The organism is Idiomarina baltica OS145, assembly GCF_000152885.1.
Lineage (GTDB): Bacteria > Pseudomonadota > Gammaproteobacteria > Enterobacterales > Alteromonadaceae > Idiomarina > Idiomarina baltica.
This window is the reverse complement of sequence record NZ_CH672403.1, coordinates 319991-337094: the sequence shown is the minus strand read 5'-3', so window position 1 is coordinate 337094 and position 17104 is coordinate 319991. Positions and strand designations below refer to the sequence as shown.

General features: G+C 48.5%; 14 protein-coding genes. 10 read left to right on the top strand and 4 right to left on the bottom strand.

Annotation, left to right across the window (positions count from 1 at the left end; genetic code table 11):
• Window positions 1-126 precede the first annotated feature (126 nt).
• The 5 genes from priA to hslU all read left to right on the top strand — a co-directional run bounded on the left by priA (window position 127) and on the right by hslU (window position 6739).
• Window positions 127-2322 (top strand): primosomal protein N', encoded by a 2196-nt coding sequence (priA, locus tag OS145_RS03000; protein ID WP_006954591.1) that lies wholly within the window; start codon window positions 127-129, stop codon window positions 2320-2322.
• 83 nt (window positions 2323-2405) lie between these two features.
• Window positions 2406-4148 carry an arginine--tRNA ligase gene (gene argS, locus OS145_RS02995; RefSeq protein WP_006954590.1) on the top strand — a complete coding sequence of 581 codons (1743 nt, stop codon included), beginning with the start codon at window positions 2406-2408 and terminating at the stop codon, window positions 4146-4148.
• A gap of 3 nt (window positions 4149-4151) precedes the next feature.
• On the top strand, window positions 4152-4715 hold the full coding sequence (locus OS145_RS02990; protein ID WP_006954589.1) for an SPOR domain-containing protein: 564 nt from the start codon (window positions 4152-4154) through the stop codon (window positions 4713-4715).
• Window positions 4716-4839: 124 nt separating this feature from the next.
• Window positions 4840-5385 (top strand): ATP-dependent protease subunit HslV, encoded by a 546-nt coding sequence (hslV, locus tag OS145_RS02985; protein ID WP_040487670.1) that lies wholly within the window; start codon window positions 4840-4842, stop codon window positions 5383-5385.
• 10 nt (window positions 5386-5395) lie between these two features.
• On the top strand, window positions 5396-6739 hold the full coding sequence (gene hslU, locus OS145_RS02980; RefSeq protein WP_006954587.1) for an ATP-dependent protease ATPase subunit HslU: 1344 nt from the start codon (window positions 5396-5398) through the stop codon (window positions 6737-6739).
• 9 nt (window positions 6740-6748) lie between these two features.
• Here the strand turns inward: hslU and OS145_RS02975 are convergent, their stop codons facing one another.
• On the bottom strand, window positions 6749-8815 hold the full coding sequence (locus tag OS145_RS02975) for a putative bifunctional diguanylate cyclase/phosphodiesterase (protein ID WP_006954586.1): 2067 nt from the start codon (window positions 8813-8815) through the stop codon (window positions 6749-6751).
• Window positions 8816-8986: 171 nt separating this feature from the next.
• On the opposite strand from OS145_RS02975, the gene rraA reads away from it, so the two are divergent.
• Both rraA and OS145_RS02965 read left to right on the top strand, forming a co-directional pair.
• Window positions 8987-9472, top strand: coding sequence for a ribonuclease E activity regulator RraA (gene rraA / locus OS145_RS02970; RefSeq protein ID WP_006954585.1), 486 nt, complete (start codon window positions 8987-8989; stop codon window positions 9470-9472).
• Window positions 9472-10527, top strand: a complete 1056-nt coding sequence (locus OS145_RS02965; RefSeq protein ID WP_006954584.1) for a formimidoylglutamase — start codon at window positions 9472-9474, stop codon at window positions 10525-10527. The genes rraA and OS145_RS02965 overlap by 1 nt, the downstream gene beginning before the upstream one ends.
• Here the strand turns inward: OS145_RS02965 and hutI are convergent.
• Window positions 10478-11698 (bottom strand): imidazolonepropionase, encoded by a 1221-nt coding sequence (gene hutI, locus OS145_RS02960; RefSeq protein ID WP_006954583.1) that lies wholly within the window; start codon window positions 11696-11698, stop codon window positions 10478-10480. The two genes, OS145_RS02965 and hutI, sit on opposite strands and share 50 nt — an antisense overlap.
• 127 nt (window positions 11699-11825) lie before the next feature.
• On the opposite strand from hutI, the gene hutC reads away from it, so the two are divergent.
• The 3 genes from hutC to hutH are packed head-to-tail and all read left to right on the top strand — an operon-like array spanning window position 11826 to window position 15763.
• A complete protein-coding gene (hutC, locus tag OS145_RS02955) occupies window positions 11826-12539 on the top strand; it encodes a histidine utilization transcriptional repressor HutC (RefSeq protein WP_006954582.1) in 714 nt (237 codons plus the stop codon).
• A gap of 14 nt (window positions 12540-12553) precedes the next feature.
• Window positions 12554-14227 (top strand): urocanate hydratase, encoded by a 1674-nt coding sequence (hutU, locus tag OS145_RS02950; protein ID WP_006954581.1) that lies wholly within the window; start codon window positions 12554-12556, stop codon window positions 14225-14227.
• A 9-nt stretch (window positions 14228-14236) separates the two neighbouring features.
• A complete protein-coding gene (gene hutH, locus OS145_RS02945; RefSeq protein WP_006954580.1) occupies window positions 14237-15763 on the top strand; it encodes a histidine ammonia-lyase in 1527 nt (508 codons plus the stop codon).
• Here hutH and OS145_RS02940 read toward each other — a convergent pair.
• Both OS145_RS02940 and dtd read right to left on the bottom strand, forming a co-directional pair.
• On the bottom strand, window positions 15760-16662 hold the full coding sequence (locus OS145_RS02940) for a bifunctional GNAT family N-acetyltransferase/hotdog fold thioesterase (RefSeq protein WP_006954579.1): 903 nt from the start codon (window positions 16660-16662) through the stop codon (window positions 15760-15762). The genes hutH and OS145_RS02940 overlap by 4 nt on opposite strands.
• Before the next feature lies 1 nt (window position 16663).
• Entirely contained in the window at window positions 16664-17104 is a 441-nt protein-coding gene (dtd, locus tag OS145_RS02935; RefSeq protein WP_006954578.1) for a D-aminoacyl-tRNA deacylase, read from the bottom strand.

The window sequence follows — 17104 nt, the reverse complement described above, 5'->3', positions numbered from 1 at the left end:
TGCGCAGGACACCATGTGTAAAAAAACAACAATGTTTAAGAGCGCGGCATTTTATGCGATCTTCACTGATCATTCAAGAGGCTTATTACGCTTGTTTTATCGCTCATTGCGTTTCAGAATAGCGCTATGATAGACAGCCCTCACTACATTGAAGTGGCGTTACCGTTGCCGTTGCGGCGCAGCTTCACTTACCAATATGATTTGTCCGAACCGGCAGTGCTCGGTGCGCGTGTACGGGTGCCTTTTGGTCAACGGCAATTGGTCGGCATTATAACGCAACTTAATGTTGCAGCGCCGAGCACGTTTGAAGCCAAGTCAGTGCTGGCACAACTAGATACCACCGCGGTATGGAAAGCCGAGCTGTGGCAACTTTTAAATTGGGCGTCAGATTACTATCAGCATAGTCTGGGTGATGTATTTGCTAATGCTTTACCCATATTGTTGAGACAGGGGAAACCCATCGGCTATGCGCCCGTTACTTATTATGAGTTGGCGCAGGATGCACCGAGTGCGAGTGATACTGCGCTAGACCGAGCGCCCAAGCAGAAGCAATTACTCGGGCTATTAAGACAAGGTCGAGTCAGCGCAGCGCAACTTAAGCAGGCTCAGATTAGTACCACAGTCAGTAGCGCTGCTTGCGATAAAGGCTGGGTTAGACGCATTGAAGAAAGGCCTGAGCTTAATGCAGAACAACATTGGCAGATGGCGCTCAGCGAAGAACCACTCGCGGTTAACCAAGAACAAGCGGTTGCGCTTAGCGCAATTAAGCAAATATCTGGTCATGCAAGCTTTCTACTCGAGGGTGTAACCGGGAGTGGCAAAACCGAGGTGTATTTACAAGCTATCGAGCATGTCTTAGCAGCAGGTCGTCAAGTGCTAGTCTTAGTACCTGAAATTGGCTTGACGATGCAAACGATTAAGCGCTTTCGGCAACGTTTTGATGTTCCAGTCGAGGTCTTACACTCTAACCTTAATGATACAGAACGTCTTCATGCTTGGCTCAACAGTCGATCGAATCGGGCAGGCATTGTCATTGGCACACGCTCAGCCATTTTCACTCCGTTCGCTGATTTAGGCATGATCGTCGTCGATGAAGAGCACGACTTGTCCTATAAGCAGCAGGATGGATTTCGTTATCACGCTCGCGATATTGCGATTAAACGTGCGCAATTACTTGATATTCCGATCATTCTAGGCAGTGCTACGCCTGCGCTCGAGACCCTTAATAATGCCGTTAATCAGCGCTTTCACTGGTTGCAACTAACTCAACGCGCCGGTGTTGCAGAAAGCGTTGAGCATGAACTTATAGACTTGAAAGGTCTACCGATGCAGGCGGGCTTGTCAGAACCCTTGCTGCAACAAATAGAACAGGAGCTAAGTAAGCACAACCAAGTGCTCTTGTTTTTAAATCGGCGTGGCTTCGCGCCGGCGCTGATGTGCCATGAGTGTGGCTGGATTGCGCAGTGTAAACGTTGCGATGCGTATTACACCCTGCATCAAGCACAACGGCGCCTACATTGTCACCATTGCGATAGCCAACGGCCTGTCCCAAAGCAGTGTGAGCAATGTGGCTCAACGCATTTAATATCGCATGGCGTGGGTACCGAACAACTCGAAGATTTTCTTAATCAACGCTTTCCTGAGCACAGCGTTTTGCGGATAGACCGGGACTCTACACGACGCAAAGGCGAGTTAGACGCACACTTAAAATCGGCCTCCGAGCATAAACATCACATTTTGGTGGGTACCCAGATGCTCGCTAAAGGGCACCATTTCCCCAATGTGACTTTAGTCGCGCTGTTGGATGTCGATGGCGCTTTGTATAGCGCTGATTTTCGCGCGCCAGAGCGGTTGGCTCAGCTGTTTACACAAGTATCGGGTCGTGCGGGTCGAGCTCACAAACGCGGCCGAGTCGTGCTACAAACGCATCATCCCGAGCACGACTTAGTGCAAGATTTGCTAAATAATGGATACCAACACTTTGCGCTAACGGCTCTGGCTGAACGGCAGGCGACAGCGCTTCCCCCGTTCAAGCATTGGGCGCTGGTGCGGGCCGAAAGTACCGACAAAGCGCAAGTTGTCGAGGCATTGAATCATATGGCTGCTTGCTTACCCGAGGTTGCGGGCGTCATGGGCGTCGGTCCGATTCCCGCGTTAATGGAAAAACGCGCAGGTCGTTATCGTTATCAATGGATACTGCAGACGACATCGCGTAAACAACGCTATCAAGTCGTTAAATATTTACTTAGCCAGTGGGAAAACCTCAGTATTCTCAACCGTATACGATGGTCGTTGGACATTGATCCACAAGACTTCACATAAACGCGCAAAAACAGGTAAACTACCCCTCTTATTGTGAATCACTTTTTCTTTCCTTTTTAACGTTAATACAGGTAGTCGTGTCGATGAAAGAGCAACTTGAACAGTTAATTACTGATGCTGTGGGCCAATTAAAAGCTGACGGTATTCTTCCTACGGATCTAACCGTGAAGATTCAGTTGGACCGACCACGAGATAAGTCACACGGCGACTTTGCGTCCAATCTGGCGTTGATGCTGGCAAAGCCTGCAAAAATGAATCCGCGTCAATTAGCGGAAAAGGTTATTGAAGCGATTCCGGCGAATACGCTGATTGCCAAAACCGATATCGCTGGACCTGGTTTTATTAACTTTACGATCGCACAGGACCAGTTAAAGAGTCAGTTAACTACTATGCTGAGTAGCGCTGATCTCGGTATTCAGCCTGCTGAAAAGCCAATGACCATTGTCATTGATTATTCATCACCTAACTTAGCGAAAGAAATGCACGTAGGTCATTTGCGCTCAGCGATTATTGGCGATGCGGTATCGCGTACAGCCGAAATGTTGGGCCATAAGGTGATTCGCCAAAACCACGTAGGTGATTGGGGCACTCAGTTCGGGATGTTGCTGGCGCACATGGAAGAGCTGGATAGCGAAGCGGCTAACTATGAGCTTAGTAATTTAGAAACTTTTTATAAAGCTGCCAAAAAGCGCTTCGACGAGAGCGAAGATTTTGCTGAGCGGGCACGTGAATTAGTCGTCAAGCTCCAGTCAGGCGATGACTACTGTTTGAAGCTGTGGAATCAGTTTATTGATGTATCGCTGGCTCACTGTCAGGAAGTGTATGACCGTTTGGGTGTGAAGTTAACCCGTGATGATGTGATGGCCGAAAGTGCTTATAACGACCGTCTGCCCGGTGTTATCGAACATCTTAAACAGCAAGGGCTGTTAGTAGAAGACCAAGGTGCGCAGTGCGTATTTTTAGACGAGTTTAAAGGTAAAGAGGGTGAACCCCTTCCAATTATTGTGCAGAAAAAGGGCGGTGGTTATTTGTATGCGACCACTGACCTCGCTGCAATCCAGTATCGTCAAAAAGAACTCGGTGGCGACTATCTGATGTATTTTGTCGATGCGCGTCAATCTTTGCACTTCGAACAGATCTTTACCTTAGCGCGTAAAGCCAAATTCATTGAGGGTGATATTAAAACTCAGCATTATGGATTCGGCACTGTTATGGGTAAGGACGGGCGCCCTTATAAGAGTCGCGACGGTGGTGTGACAAAACTTGCTGATTTATTGGATGAAGCTGAGCGCAGAGCACTCGAACTGTTACAGCAGAAGAACTCTGACCTGACTGCTGAGCAACAAGAGGCGGTCGCGAAAGTGGTCGGTATTAGCTCGGTTAAGTATGCCGACTTGTCAAAAAACAGAACATCGGATTATATTTTCGATTGGGATTTAATGCTCACGTTTGAGGGCAATACAGCGCCTTATCTACTTTATGCATTTACTCGCGTGAATAGTATTTTCGATAAGTTAGGTGAGCGTTCGTTTGATATGGACGCTGACTGGCTGCTCGAAGATGAGCGTGAGCTTGCGCTCGCAAATCAACTGATTCGGTTTGAGGAAGTGGTGAACCGTGTATTCGATAAAGCCATGCCGCACTTCTTATGTGGTTACTTGTTTGAACTCGCAGGTTACTTCTCGAGCTTCTATGAAGCCTGCCCTATCCTGAACCAAGAGGATGAGGCGGTGCGTAATAGTCGTCTTAAACTAGCCCGTTTAACGGCTAATACGCTTGAAAAAGGCTTAGCATTATTGGGTATACCGACGTTAGAAAAGATGTAAGTCATGGATTACGCTAATCGTAAACCCAAACCTAAAAAGAAGTCTGGCAAATCGTCCGGTCAACGGGGTAAACCGTCGGCTCGCGGTGCTGCCGCTAAGCAACCCAAACAAGTTCCGTGGGTTGCAATTGTGCTTGTCTTGGCTCTAATGGCCGCATTTATTTACGGTTTGCTGAGTATTAATGGTGATGGTGATAAGTTGCCAGCGAAACCGACAGACCAACAGGCGACTGATGAGTTACCCCCAAAGCCAAAGGAAAAGTGGCAGTATATTCAGGAACTAGAAAGTAAACAGGTTGAAGTCGATGTGCCTGAGCGCGAACTCGGACCTCCTAAACTGATGCAGTGTGGGTCATTTAGAAAGCAATCTGACGCCGAACGTCTTAGGGCTGAAATTGCAATGGCCGGCTTAGAGAGTCAAGTACGAAGCTCTGAGGGTAAAAACGGTCTTTGGTATCGCGTGATTCTTGGGCCTTACGAGACCAAGCGCGCGGCTGAAAGAGAGCGGCATAAATTGCAACGAGCTAAGATTTACGGTTGCGCGATTTGGAACTGGAACCTCGACTAAACTCGTTAAAACTGCAAAGGCATCGTTGGATGCCTTGAAATCTTATCAATACACCCTCAAATAGCTAATAATCGCATTGCAACATCGCTTGCAGTTCACCGTATTAGCTAGAGAGGGTTTTGTTTTGACCACGATAGTATCCGTAAGACGCGGCGACAAAGTCGCTATTGGTGGTGATGGCCAAGTCTCGCTTGGTAACACCGTCATGAAAGGTAACGCTAAAAAAGTACGCCGCCTTTACCACGATCAAGTATTAGCCGGTTTTGCTGGCGGAACCGCAGATGCATTTACACTATTTGAGCGCTTTGAATCAAAGCTAGAGCAACATCAGGGTAACTTGATGCGAGCTGCTGTAGAACTCGCGAAAGATTGGCGAACAGACCGCGCACTACGACGCTTAGAGGCATTGCTCGCGGTTGCCGATAAAGAAACGTCGCTCATCATTACCGGTAATGGTGACGTAGTTCAGCCCGAAAACGACCTGATTGCTATCGGTTCCGGTGGGCCGTATGCTCAAGCAGCGGCAACGGCCATGTTGGAGACGACCGAGTTATCGGCGCGCGATATCGTAGAAAAGGCACTCACCATTGCAGGCGACATTTGTGTTTACACGAATGGCTACCAGACCATCGAAGAACAGCAGTCAATCGCTGCCTCAAAAAATAAGTAGGGGATAAAAGATGTCAGATATGACCCCAAGAGAAATTGTAGACGAACTCAATCGTCACATCATCGGTCAAGATAAAGCTAAACGAGCGGTAGCCGTAGCGCTTAGAAATCGCTGGCGCCGGATGCAGTTAGATGATGATTTGCGTAATGAAGTAACGCCTAAAAATATTCTAATGATTGGCCCAACGGGCGTGGGTAAAACTGAGATTGCACGTCGCTTGGCTAAGCTCGCACGTGCACCTTTTATTAAAGTAGAAGCAACCAAATTTACTGAGGTGGGCTACGTTGGTAAAGAAATTGAATCCATTATCAAGGATTTGACCGATGTAGCAGTGAAGCAAAAGCGCGAAGAAATGATGCAAAAAGTGCGTTATCGCGCAGAGGAAGCTGCCGAAGACCGCATTTTAGATGTGCTACTACCGCCTGCGCGTACCTCAGGAGGCTGGGGTGCAGAAGAAGATAAAGGCAATGATGAGCAACGTCACTCACGGCAAGTGTTCCGTAAAAAGTTGCGCGAAGGTAGCTTAGACGATAAAGAGATCGAAATTGATTTGGCGATGCCGCAAATGGGCGTTGAGATCATGGCGCCGCCAGGCATGGAAGAAATGACGTCACAGCTACAAAACATGTTCCAGAACATGGGCAATGACAAGACCAAGAAGCGCAAAATAAAGATCAAAGATGCGTTTAAGCAATTAATCGATGAAGAAGCAGCCAAGTTGCTTAATCCGGACGAGGTCAAGGAAGCGGCAATTGAATCTGTCGAGCAGAACGGTATTGTCTTCCTCGATGAGATCGACAAGATCTGTAAGCGTGGTGACAGTAGTGGCCCTGATGTTTCGAGAGAAGGCGTACAACGCGACCTGTTGCCGTTGGTGGAAGGTACGACGGTCAATACCAAGCATGGCATGATCCGTACTGATCATATCCTATTCATTGCATCAGGCGCCTTCCAGATGAGCAAGCCATCGGATCTAATTCCAGAGCTACAAGGTCGTCTACCAATTCGTGTTGAGTTGGATGCACTGACCAGTGGTGACTTTGTACGCATTTTGACAGAGCCGAATGCTTCACTAACGACTCAGTATAAGGCCTTGTTGAATACCGAGGGTGTTGAAATTGGCTTTACAGACGATGGCATTCAACGGATCGCAGAAATCGCCTTCCATGTGAATGAGACCACCGAAAACATCGGCGCGCGTCGATTACACACAGTGCTAGAGCGTCTGATGGAGGAAATCTCCTTTAATGCTACTGATCATAGCGGTGAAAGCATTAGCGTTGACGCTTCGTATGTCGATAAACACATTGGTGAGTTATCGCAAGACGAAGACCTAAGCCGCTTTATTCTATAAGTGGTGCCTTTATGCCGTTGCCAAAGATGCTGGCAACGGCTCTCTTCCTAGTTTGAGCTCGTTCTCGATGAGCTGCTCTGCCAACTCAAGCTTAATGGGCGGTGAGTAGAAATAGCCCTGCATCATGTCGCACCCAAGCTGTTGCAGAATATCTTGTTGGTCTTGTGTTTCGATACCTTCTGCTATGACACGTTTACCAAGACCATGAGCCAAGCGAATCATTGCTTTTAATATTGTCGCATCGGTGCGATTAACCTGCAGCTCGCTGACAAAACTTCGATCAATTTTAATCTTATTAATGGGTAAAGAGCGCAAGTAGGCAAGTGAGCTATGACCTGTGCCGAAGTCATCTATAGCGACTTTAAAGCCGAGGTCTCTAAGTCGACGAATGACATCCATGCCATTACTTAAATCGGACATTGCGACAGTCTCGGTAATTTCTAACTCGAGATAACTGGCATCTAATTGGTAATTGTCGACTAATCGAGTGAGGTGTTCGACGAGTTTAGACTGTTGGAATTGTTGTGCCGATAAGTTCACCGCGATAGGCCACACGTGACTAAAACGTTTGTTCCAATCTGCGAGTATTTCGGCAGCGCGTTCAAGTACCCAATTATCAAGCAACTCGGTTAGGCCTAACTGTTCGATGTGCGGAATAAACTCAGCTGGCGAGAGCAAGCCTCGTTCGGGGTGCTGCCAACGGATTAGTGCCTCAAAGCCACATAATTGCTGGTAGTCGAAATCAAACTGAGGCTGAAGATAAATCACAAATTCGTTATTTTTAAACGCCTTTCTTAGAATCGGCTCCATATCAATAAGTTGAGAGAACGCGTCATCCATCCCGCGTTCATAAAAAGTAATATTGGAGGCGTTTTGGCGCTTCGCATCGGTTAGGGCTAGCGTTGCTTTGTTCAGCAAAATTTCAGCATTTACACCGTGTTGAGGGTAGCGTGAAATTCCCACGCCAACCGACAGCGTGATCTGTCGCTGATTCACCTCGATAGGACGAGACAACTCGTGCTGGAGCTCTGTGGCAAGTTCAATGATATGACGACGACTTTTTAAGTGATCGAAGATGACTGCAAATACGTCGCCACTAATTCGAGCTACGGTAACGGGTTTACGCTTAAATTGTTGTAAGCGTCGGGCAATTTCTTTTAATACTTGATCGCCCCCCCGAATACCCAACCGTTCGTTGACGGACTTAAACCGTGAAACGCCAAGTAACATCACGGATAGGTGACGGTTATTTGAACGGCAGTAGTCGACTAAAACGGGGATTTTACTGACTAATTGATGACGGTTAGCGACACCGGTTAAGGCGTCGTGTGTGTGTAAATATTCGGCGCGCTGCACAGCATAAAACGAGGTCGAACGCTCCGATTCCAACAGCCAGATTACGATACCGACCATTATGATAGTCAGGAATACAATGGTAAATAAGCCCTGAGTGCTGATAACCCAATCTAAATAAATGGTATTAGTGAATAACAACACCGCCGACAAAATAAGATTCTTGATTGCTAAAAATGTAAATGCGGAGGCGACAATTTTGGGACCTAAGCCAGGTGGGATGCGCAAAAACATGAAGAGCGCAATACCTAAGAACAATAGGGCCGGCACGATAAAGCGTGGCAATTCAGATTCAAATAATGACAACTCACCGGTTTGATTTGAGAACATCCAGGCAATTGTGGCTGAGGCAGCTAACGTAGTTATAAGGAGGAGTAAATGCCGAGTTGTTTGGCTTAGGTGACGTTCCTTAATGGCGTTGTAGGCGCCGAGAGCAATATAGGTGAGTGCCAAGTAGTGAAGAAAAATTGAGCCTGTATAAAGACTCTGTGTAATCCACTCAGGATAGTTTGTCCCGATGAGTGCGCTCGATGTTAGAACAGCGCGAATAAGCTCGCTTGCACCATAGCTCAAGCATGCGACCGACCAATCCCCGAGGTATGCTTGCTGATACGATTTAAGATAAAACCGCAGTAAGCCAGCGAATCCCAGCAACATCAGGGTTTGAATGACATGAGTTAATGTTTCGATCGCCAAAGAGGTGACCAAATCGAGATCAGGCATCAGAAAACAGTAATAATTATTGTTATATTTATATTAGATTACGCGCCATTGGTGGGGTAATTCAAGTATAACCGTTCAAAGATTTTAACAAAGCGGCTATTGAGCATTTTTAAAACCACCAATTACCGTTATACTTACCTGAATTCGCACTGTCTAACGCAGGATACAGTCATGGAATACAATACCTCAGAACTTTGTGATTTATACCCCGATATGGTCGATGTCGTTGAACCGATGTTTGAATCCTATGGCGGGCGCTCTTCATTTGGCGGACAACTCGTCATCGTTAAATGCCATGAAGACAAAGGGCTGATTGAAGAGACCCTGAACCAAGATGGTGGGGGCAAAGTGTTATTGATTGATGGCGGTGGATCTGTGCGCCGCGCTTTGATCGACCTCGCCATTGCAGAGCAAGCGTTGGATAATGACTGGGAAGGTATCATTTGTTATGGCTCAGTGCGTGATGTTGACTCACTTGAAGAACTGGATATGGGAATTTTGGGTGTTGCCTCGATTCCTGTAGGTGCCTCAAGCGAAGGAATTGGTGAAATAGATATTCCAGTCAATTTTGGCGGAGTAACGTTTCTACCAGAAGATCATATTTACGTGGATAGCACCGGCGTTATTTTATCTCCTGAGCCACTTGATATCGAATAATGCAAAAGCCTGAGTTTTTAATTACCGACGATTTAAGCCGCTACGTTAAACTTCGGCCACATGAAACAAAAGTCGGGCAGGCCATGAATGGTCTGCCTTCGGGGTCTTACTCTGAGGCGTTAGACAAAGCGTGGGAATTAGGACAACGCGTTGCCCTTGTTGGTGTTCCTGAGAGTATCGGTGTTAAAGGAAACCTCGGTCGCCCCGGTGCAGAGGGTGGCTGGCAGGCTTTCCTAGGTAGTTTTGCGAACCTGCAACATACGGGCTTACTTTCCACGCACGAATTGCTACTTGTCGGATCCGTCGACTGCAGCGATCTTATGAGTCAGGCAGAACCCTTAGACGCCAATAATGAACATGACTTACAAACGATTCGACAGCTTGTTGAACGTGTTGATGCGCGCGTTCGCGAAGTGGTTGAGCCGTTATTCGTACGCGGATTTGAAGTTGTTTTAGTCGGTGGTGGACACAATAACGCGTACCCGTTACTTAAAAGTCTCTCGACTGCTAAGCAGCAGCCTTGTGGGGCTATTAACCTCGATCCCCATGCGGACTTTAGAGCTCGTGAGGGTCGGCACAGTGGTAATGGTTTCAGTTACGCCTATGTCGATGGGGCTTTATCGCACTATCATGTTGTGGGCTTACACCAAGCCAAAAATTCAGCCTCAAGCCTGCGACAAATGGCTGATGCCGGTATGCGCTATCATGCGATCCACAGTATTATCGGGCGTCCTTTTGCGGAGGTCATGGATGAAGTCGCAGCTAAGTCAGTCAGCTGGCAACGTCCACTGGGTATCGAGGTCGATGTTGATTGTTTAACAGGCGTTCCCGCCAGCGCAGTTAATTATAGTGGCTTGAGCCTTGCGCAAGGATTTAGTTTCGTGAAACGTTTGGCCGAGCTCGAAGATGCTGCCTACCTGCACCTTGCTGAAGCAGCACCTTCATTATGCCCCACCGGTTTTGACGAGGGTCAAAAGCAAACGGGGCAAGTGTTAACTGAGCTCGTTATTGCTTATATGCTGGGACGTGAACGACGCCGTCGTACCAACGCTTAATCAGTGGATTGACGCCGAACTGATAAGTCAGTTCGGCGGCATCCTGAATGTCCCATAAAGCTAGATCAGCTTTCATACCTGCTTTGATTTCACCGACCTGCCCATACATACCGAGGGCTTTGGCTGCATTAACCGTGACGCCCCGCAAACACTCTTCTGGTGTTAACTTAAAGAAAGTCGCCGCCATTTGTAGCATCAGTTGCAAGTTGTGAATCGGCGACGATCCAGGATTAGCATCGGTAGCAATCGCCATCGGCACTCGGTGCTTACGCAGCAGTTCAATCGGCGGCACTTGGTCATCTCGGAGAAAGTAAAACGCTCCAGGCAGCAGCACTGCGACGGTACCGGACGCTGCCATGGCTTGAACACCTTCTTCGTCGAGTTGCTCTAAATGATCGGCCGAAAGCGCTTCAAACTGTGCTGCGAGCTGAGCACCCTGTTGATTCGTGATTTGCTCGGCGTGTAATTTGACGGGCAAACCTAAGGATTGAGCCGCTTCAAATACGCGTTGTGTTTGCGCGGGTGAGAAACCAATTGATTCACAGAACGCATCAACGGCATCCACCAGTCCCTCATCAGCAAGGGTTGGGAGAATACGTTCTACTATTTCGTCGATATAGCCGTCGGCGTTATTTTTGAATTCGGGTGGAATCGCGTGAGCCGCTAGCAACGTGGTTTTCACTCGTACGGGTAATTGTTCGCCGACTGCGCGCGCCACTTGTAATTGCTTACGCTCGGTCTCGAGGTCAAGGCCATAGCCCGATTTAATCTCAAGAGTTGTTACACCCTGTGCGATAAGTGCTTTAGCGCGCTTTAGTGCCAGTTGTAATAGCTCATCATAGCTTGCCTCTCGGGTTGCTCGCACGGTCGCGGCTATACCTCCACCGGCTTTTGCTATCTCAGCGTAAGTAGCGCCATGCAGCCGCTGAGCAAACTCGTTAGCGCGCGAGCCAGCCCAGATCAAGTGAGTATGGCAATCAACTAACCCCGGCGTCATTAAACCACCTTGACCGTCAATCACTTCCGCGGTGGGTGTGGACGGGGCATCAAACGCCGGTCCTGCCCACTCGATGTGGGTGCCGTTAACAATCACGATGGCATCTTCAATCAGTCCATAGTCGGACAGTTCAGCATCTAAAGTAACTAGTTGAATATTCTCGATTCGTTGCATGATGTAAGGCTCTTAGGATTCTGTTTAGCTAGATGATACTCGTTAGATTAGCAAATACAGGTTGTATAGACAAATGATCTGATCTAAACTTTTTGTTATGTTCAACGCTTATGCCGCTGGGTGTCCTATGGCCAAGTTTTCCAATATAAAGCAATTCATTTACGACAAAATCGAGACCGGCGAGTGGCCGGAGAATCACCCCGTTAGTTCTGAAAACGTTCTTGCCGAACAGTTTTCTGTCAGCCGCATGACCGCTCGTCGCGCCTTGCAGGAATTAGCAGATGAGGGACTTGTGATTCGAACGCAAGGCGCTGGCACGTTTGTGGCACCGATTAAATCGCAAACATCGTTCATGGCGATTAAAAACATTGCTGATGAAGTGCGCGACCGAGGTCACGAATACCGCGCTAAGGTCCATCATTTACGAATTCAGGATGCGTCGAGCCAAGTCGCCGAGGCGTTACAAATTGAACCGGGCAGCGAAGTCTTGCACTCCACTATTACGCACTTGGAAAACGACTTACCGGTGCAGTTAGAGGAGCGCTATGTAAATCCCAAACTGGTGCCCGACTACTTAAAGCAGGATTACACCAAAGTGACGCCCCACGAATATTTATGCGTGGTTACGCCGCTGACTGAAGCGAGTCACCAGATTGAAGCGATTCATCCGATTTCGTCAGTATGTCAGTTGCTGCAAGTGAGTCGTGACGAACCGTGTTTAAGAATTATACGTCGGACATGGAGTTCCGGCGGCGTCGTGAGCTACGCCATCCTGACTCACCCAGGCTCGCGATTCAAATTGGGCGGACATATGAACTTTGATGCGCCAAAACCAGATTAAAAAAGGAGTTAATAATGTCATTTACCCGTTTAGATAAGTCGCGCGTTATCCGCGCTGATCGCGGCGCAGAATTAACCTGCGCAAATTGGCAAATTGAAGCTGCCAAGCGCATGTTAATGAATAACCTCGATGAAGAGGTGGCAGAGCACCCGCAAGCGCTCGTCGTATACGGAGGTATTGGTCGTGCAGCACGCAGCTGGGAGTGTTTTGACAAAATCGTTGAAACGCTAGAACGTTTAAAACCGAACGAGTCACTATTAGTCCAATCTGGCAAACCAGTCGGTGTATTTCCGACTCATGAGAACGCGCCGCGTGTGCTGATTGCTAACTCTAATTTGGTACCCGAATGGGCGAATTGGGAGCACTTTAACGAACTCGATAAAAAAGGTCTGATGATGTACGGTCAGATGACCGCTGGTTCTTGGATCTATATAGGTTCACAAGGCATTGTTCAAGGCACCTATGAAACCTTTGGTGCGGTAGCGCGCAAACACTTTGAGGGTGATGCAACCGGGAAATGGATTCTAACCGGTGGCCTCGGCGGCATGGGTGGTGCTCAACCACTGGCCGCAACGATGGCGGGCTTTTGTATGCTCGCGGTTGAGTGTGATGAAAGCCGCATCGACTTTAGACTTCGCACACGTTACGTGGACCACAAAGCGACCAGTTTGGATGAAGCGCTGGAATTAATGAACAACGCTATGGCGGAAGGTAAGGCCATTTCTGTTGGATTACTCGGTAACGCAGCTGACGTGTACGAAGAACTAAAGCAACGTAACGTAACGCCCGATGTGGTGACCGACCAAACCTCAGCGCATGATCCGTTGCATGGTTATCTGCCGCAGGGATGGACACTCGAAAAATATCAGGCTGAGCAAGATAACGATCCACAGGCGACTGTGCTTGCAGCCAAACGCTCAATGGCGGTGCAAGTCAAAGCGATGCTGCACTTCCAGCAACAAGGCGCTGCGGTATTGGATTACGGCAACAATATTCGTCAGATGGCTCAAGATGAGGGTGTTGCTAACGCCTTTGATTTCCCAGGCTTCGTACCAGCCTATATTCGTCCGTTATTCTGCGAGGGTATTGGTCCGTTCCGTTGGGTTGCGCTTTCAGGCGATCCAGAAGACATTTACAAAACCGACGCTAAGGTCAAAGAGCTGATTCCTGATAACCCACATCTGCATAACTGGCTGGATATGGCGAAAGAACGCATTAGTTTCCAAGGCTTGCCTTCACGTATTTGCTGGATTGGTCTGAAGGACCGTGCGCGTATTGCGAAAGCGTTTAACGAAATGGTGCGTAACGGTGAATTAAAAGCGCCTATCGTCATTGGTCGTGACCATCTCGACAGCGGCTCGGTTGCGAGCCCTAACCGTGAAACTGAAAGTATGGCGGACGGCTCCGATGCTGTATCTGATTGGCCGCTACTGAACGCACTCTTGAACACCGCAGGCGGCGCGACTTGGGTCAGCTTACACCACGGCGGCGGCGTGGGAATGGGTTATTCCCAGCACGCGGGTGTGGTTATCGTTGCCGATGGCACCGACGAAGCTGAGCAACGTTTGGGCCGTGTGTTGTGGAATGACCCGGGCACCGGGGTGATGCGCCATGCTGATGCTGGCTACGATATCGCGAAGAACTGTGCGCAAGAACAGGGGCTTGATTTGCCCATGCTCGAGAAATAAGGAGTAACAATGAGCCAATTTCCATTAAATCCTGGTCAGCTTACATTGGCTGACCTCCGTGCGTGGTACTTCGAACCACAGCAGCTTGAGCTCGCGGAATCCGCTATCGAAGATATTGAGCGATCGGCAGCGACTGTACAAAAAGTATTGGATAAGGGGCGCGTTGTTTACGGTATTAATACCGGCTTCGGCTTACTCGCCAATACACGCATTCCACCCGAAAAGTTAACCGACTTACAGCGCCGTATTGTGCTGTCACATTCGGTCGGTACGGGTGAGCTTATGGACGATGAAGTCGTCCGTCTAATGCTATTGCTAAAAATAAACTCGCTGGCGCGCGGCTTCTCGGGTATTCGCCTAAAAGTTATCAATGCGCTTACTGCGCTACTGAACCATCAGGTCTATCCGTGTATTCCGAGCAAAGGTTCGGTTGGGGCATCCGGTGATCTCGCGCCTTTAGCACACATGGTGCTGCCGTTATTAGGTGAGGGTGAGGTGCGCGTTAATGGTGAACGTATGCCCGCCACAGAAGGCTTGGCAAAAGCTGGTTTAGAACCGTTCGAGCTGGCACCAAAAGAAGGCCTCGCGTTGTTGAACGGCACGCAGGCATCCACCGCATTGGCATTAGCGGGCTTATTTAAAGTGGAGCGTGTGTTCCATAGCTCTATTCTTGTAGGCGCATTGTCAGTGGAAGCGGCGATGGGGTCACGCGCACCGTTTGACGCGCGTATTCACCAAGTCCGCGGACAAGTCGGACAGCAACAAGTGGCGGCTGCATTCCGTGATATCCTGACTGATAGCTCTGAGATTGCCAAAGATCATGAAAATTGTGAGAAGGTTCAAGACCCTTACTCTTTGCGTTGCCAACCTCAGGTGATGGGTGCGGTTTATGATCAATTGAAGCACGCGGCGACAATTCTAGAACGTGAAGCGAACGGTGTAACCGATAATCCGCTCGTGTTTAGTGAACAAGAAGATATTATCTCGGGTGGTAACTTCCATGCTGAGCCTGTTGCTATGGCGGCAGATATTATCTCTATCGCGGCGAGTGAGATCGGTGCAATGTCAGAACGCCGCGGCGCGCTATTGATTGACAAACATCTGAGCAACTTGCCTGCGTTCCTAGTCGAGGAAGGTGGTGTGAACTCGGGCTTTATGATGGTGCAAGTGACTGCGGCAGCGCTTGCCTCAGAAAACAAAACCTTAGCTCATCCAGCGTCGATTGACAGTTTGCCAACCTCAGCGAATCAAGAAGATCACGTTTCGATGGCAACCTTTGCAGCGCGTAAAATCACCGATATTGCTGATAACATTGCTGACATTGTTGCGATTGAGTGGTTAGAGGCTGCGCAAGGGTTAAACTTTAGACGTCCGCTAAAAGCCAGTGCAAAATTAGAAGAAGTGTTCGCTATTTTACGCGAACAGGTCGACTACTACGCGGAAGATCGCTATTTTGCACCGGATATCAAAGCAGCGAGTGATTTGATTAAGTCGGGCCGCCTAGGTGAGACGCTAGCGGACATAACGCCCGCCTAATCACGTTTAGCGAGTACCACAAAACGGCCTGTAAACTCAGCCACAGGCCGTTCATCATCCATGATCTGGGCTTTCATCATCATACGCGCGTTCTTACCCTCTTTTAGGGCTGAAAAATCGCCTGTTACGTCACTCAAATAAGCGACCGCTCGAGGCTCTCGTGTGACCGGTTTATGATAGTGAATATTACCATCTCCTAGTACAACCGATCCTTCGAGTTCTCTCTCTAAAAGTTGCAGATGCAACAGCCCCCAACACGTTAATGTGCCGAGCGAGTAGATGCTACCAGCAAACATCGTACCGTGTACGTTGATGTTACGTGACAGTTGAGCACGCGTTTCGAACATGCGTCCGGTGTATTGATGAATTTTGATCCCCATCGCGTCAGATATAGGAATCTCTTTTGTCCATGTATTTTGTAGTTCTTCACACCATTCAGGGCGATAGATAATACGGTTTTGTTCACTGAACGACTTCTTCAGTTGGTGTTCTGCCATCGGATTTTTGACGGTATCCGCTTCCTCCACCACCTGGTAACCACATCTTTTATAAAAACCAATGGTCGTATCACGTGAATTAATAATGACGTGAGTGGCACCTTCGGCGCGAGCTGCGCTTTCGAGTGCAAAAATAATCGCAACACCATGACCTTCGCCTCGATATTCAGGCGCGGTGGCCATGAAGCGAATTTGCGCTTCCTCTGGGCTATTAAAATGTAAACGTCCGACCGCAACCGGCTCACCTGCTTCGTTGACGACCATGCGGTGCAAACCGACCTGATCGTACTCATCTTGCTCAGAACCTAGCGGGCGCTGAAAGGGTTCACGCAATACGCGCCATCGGAGATGAAAGTATTTTTCAAAGTCGGTGTCGGTAGTCGGGGTTATCACTTTATACATATTAATCTACTCGTAGTTCAAAGGTGACAGGTCCGTCATTTACCAAACTGACTTGCATATCGGCACCAAATTGACCGGTTTCTACATGCACACCCTGTGCTTGGATATGGTCGCAAAATACATGGTACAACGTCTGTGCTTCGGATGGGTGAGCTGCGCTCGAAAAACTGGGACGGCGCCCTTTACGAGTATCGGCAGCGAGCGTAAATTGCGACACAACTAGAGTCGGATAGCCCTTGTCGACGAGGCTTTGATTCATTTTGCCTTCAGCATCGGTAAACACGCGGTAGTGGATAATACGCTCGGCAAGACGTTTGGCTTTTTGCTCGTTATCACCCTGCTCAACACCCAGTAATATCAATAACCCAGCGTCGATTCCGCCAACCTTGTTGTTATTGACATCTACCTGAGCACGGCTTACGCGCTGAATTAAACCTATCAT

Coding starts and splice junctions, on each gene's coding strand:
- hutC (WP_006954582.1), top strand. CDS start 11,826: ATGGCCAAGTTTTCCAATATAAAGCAATTCATTTACGACAAAATCGAG.
- dtd (WP_006954578.1), bottom strand. CDS start 17,104: ATGATAGGTTTAATTCAGCGCGTAAGCCGTGCTCAGGTAGATGTCAAT.
- OS145_RS02975 (WP_006954586.1), bottom strand. CDS start 8,815: ATGCCTGATCTCGATTTGGTCACCTCTTTGGCGATCGAAACATTAACT.
- hutU (WP_006954581.1), top strand. CDS start 12,554: ATGTCATTTACCCGTTTAGATAAGTCGCGCGTTATCCGCGCTGATCGC.
- argS (WP_006954590.1), top strand. CDS start 2,406: ATGAAAGAGCAACTTGAACAGTTAATTACTGATGCTGTGGGCCAATTA.
- priA (WP_006954591.1), top strand. CDS start 127: ATGATAGACAGCCCTCACTACATTGAAGTGGCGTTACCGTTGCCGTTG.
- OS145_RS02965 (WP_006954584.1), top strand. CDS start 9,472: ATGCAAAAGCCTGAGTTTTTAATTACCGACGATTTAAGCCGCTACGTT.
- hutH (WP_006954580.1), top strand. CDS start 14,237: ATGAGCCAATTTCCATTAAATCCTGGTCAGCTTACATTGGCTGACCTC.
- rraA (WP_006954585.1), top strand. CDS start 8,987: ATGGAATACAATACCTCAGAACTTTGTGATTTATACCCCGATATGGTC.
- OS145_RS02940 (WP_006954579.1), bottom strand. CDS start 16,662: ATGTATAAAGTGATAACCCCGACTACCGACACCGACTTTGAAAAATAC.
- hutI (WP_006954583.1), bottom strand. CDS start 11,698: ATGCAACGAATCGAGAATATTCAACTAGTTACTTTAGATGCTGAACTG.
- OS145_RS02990 (WP_006954589.1), top strand. CDS start 4,152: ATGGATTACGCTAATCGTAAACCCAAACCTAAAAAGAAGTCTGGCAAA.
- hslU (WP_006954587.1), top strand. CDS start 5,396: ATGTCAGATATGACCCCAAGAGAAATTGTAGACGAACTCAATCGTCAC.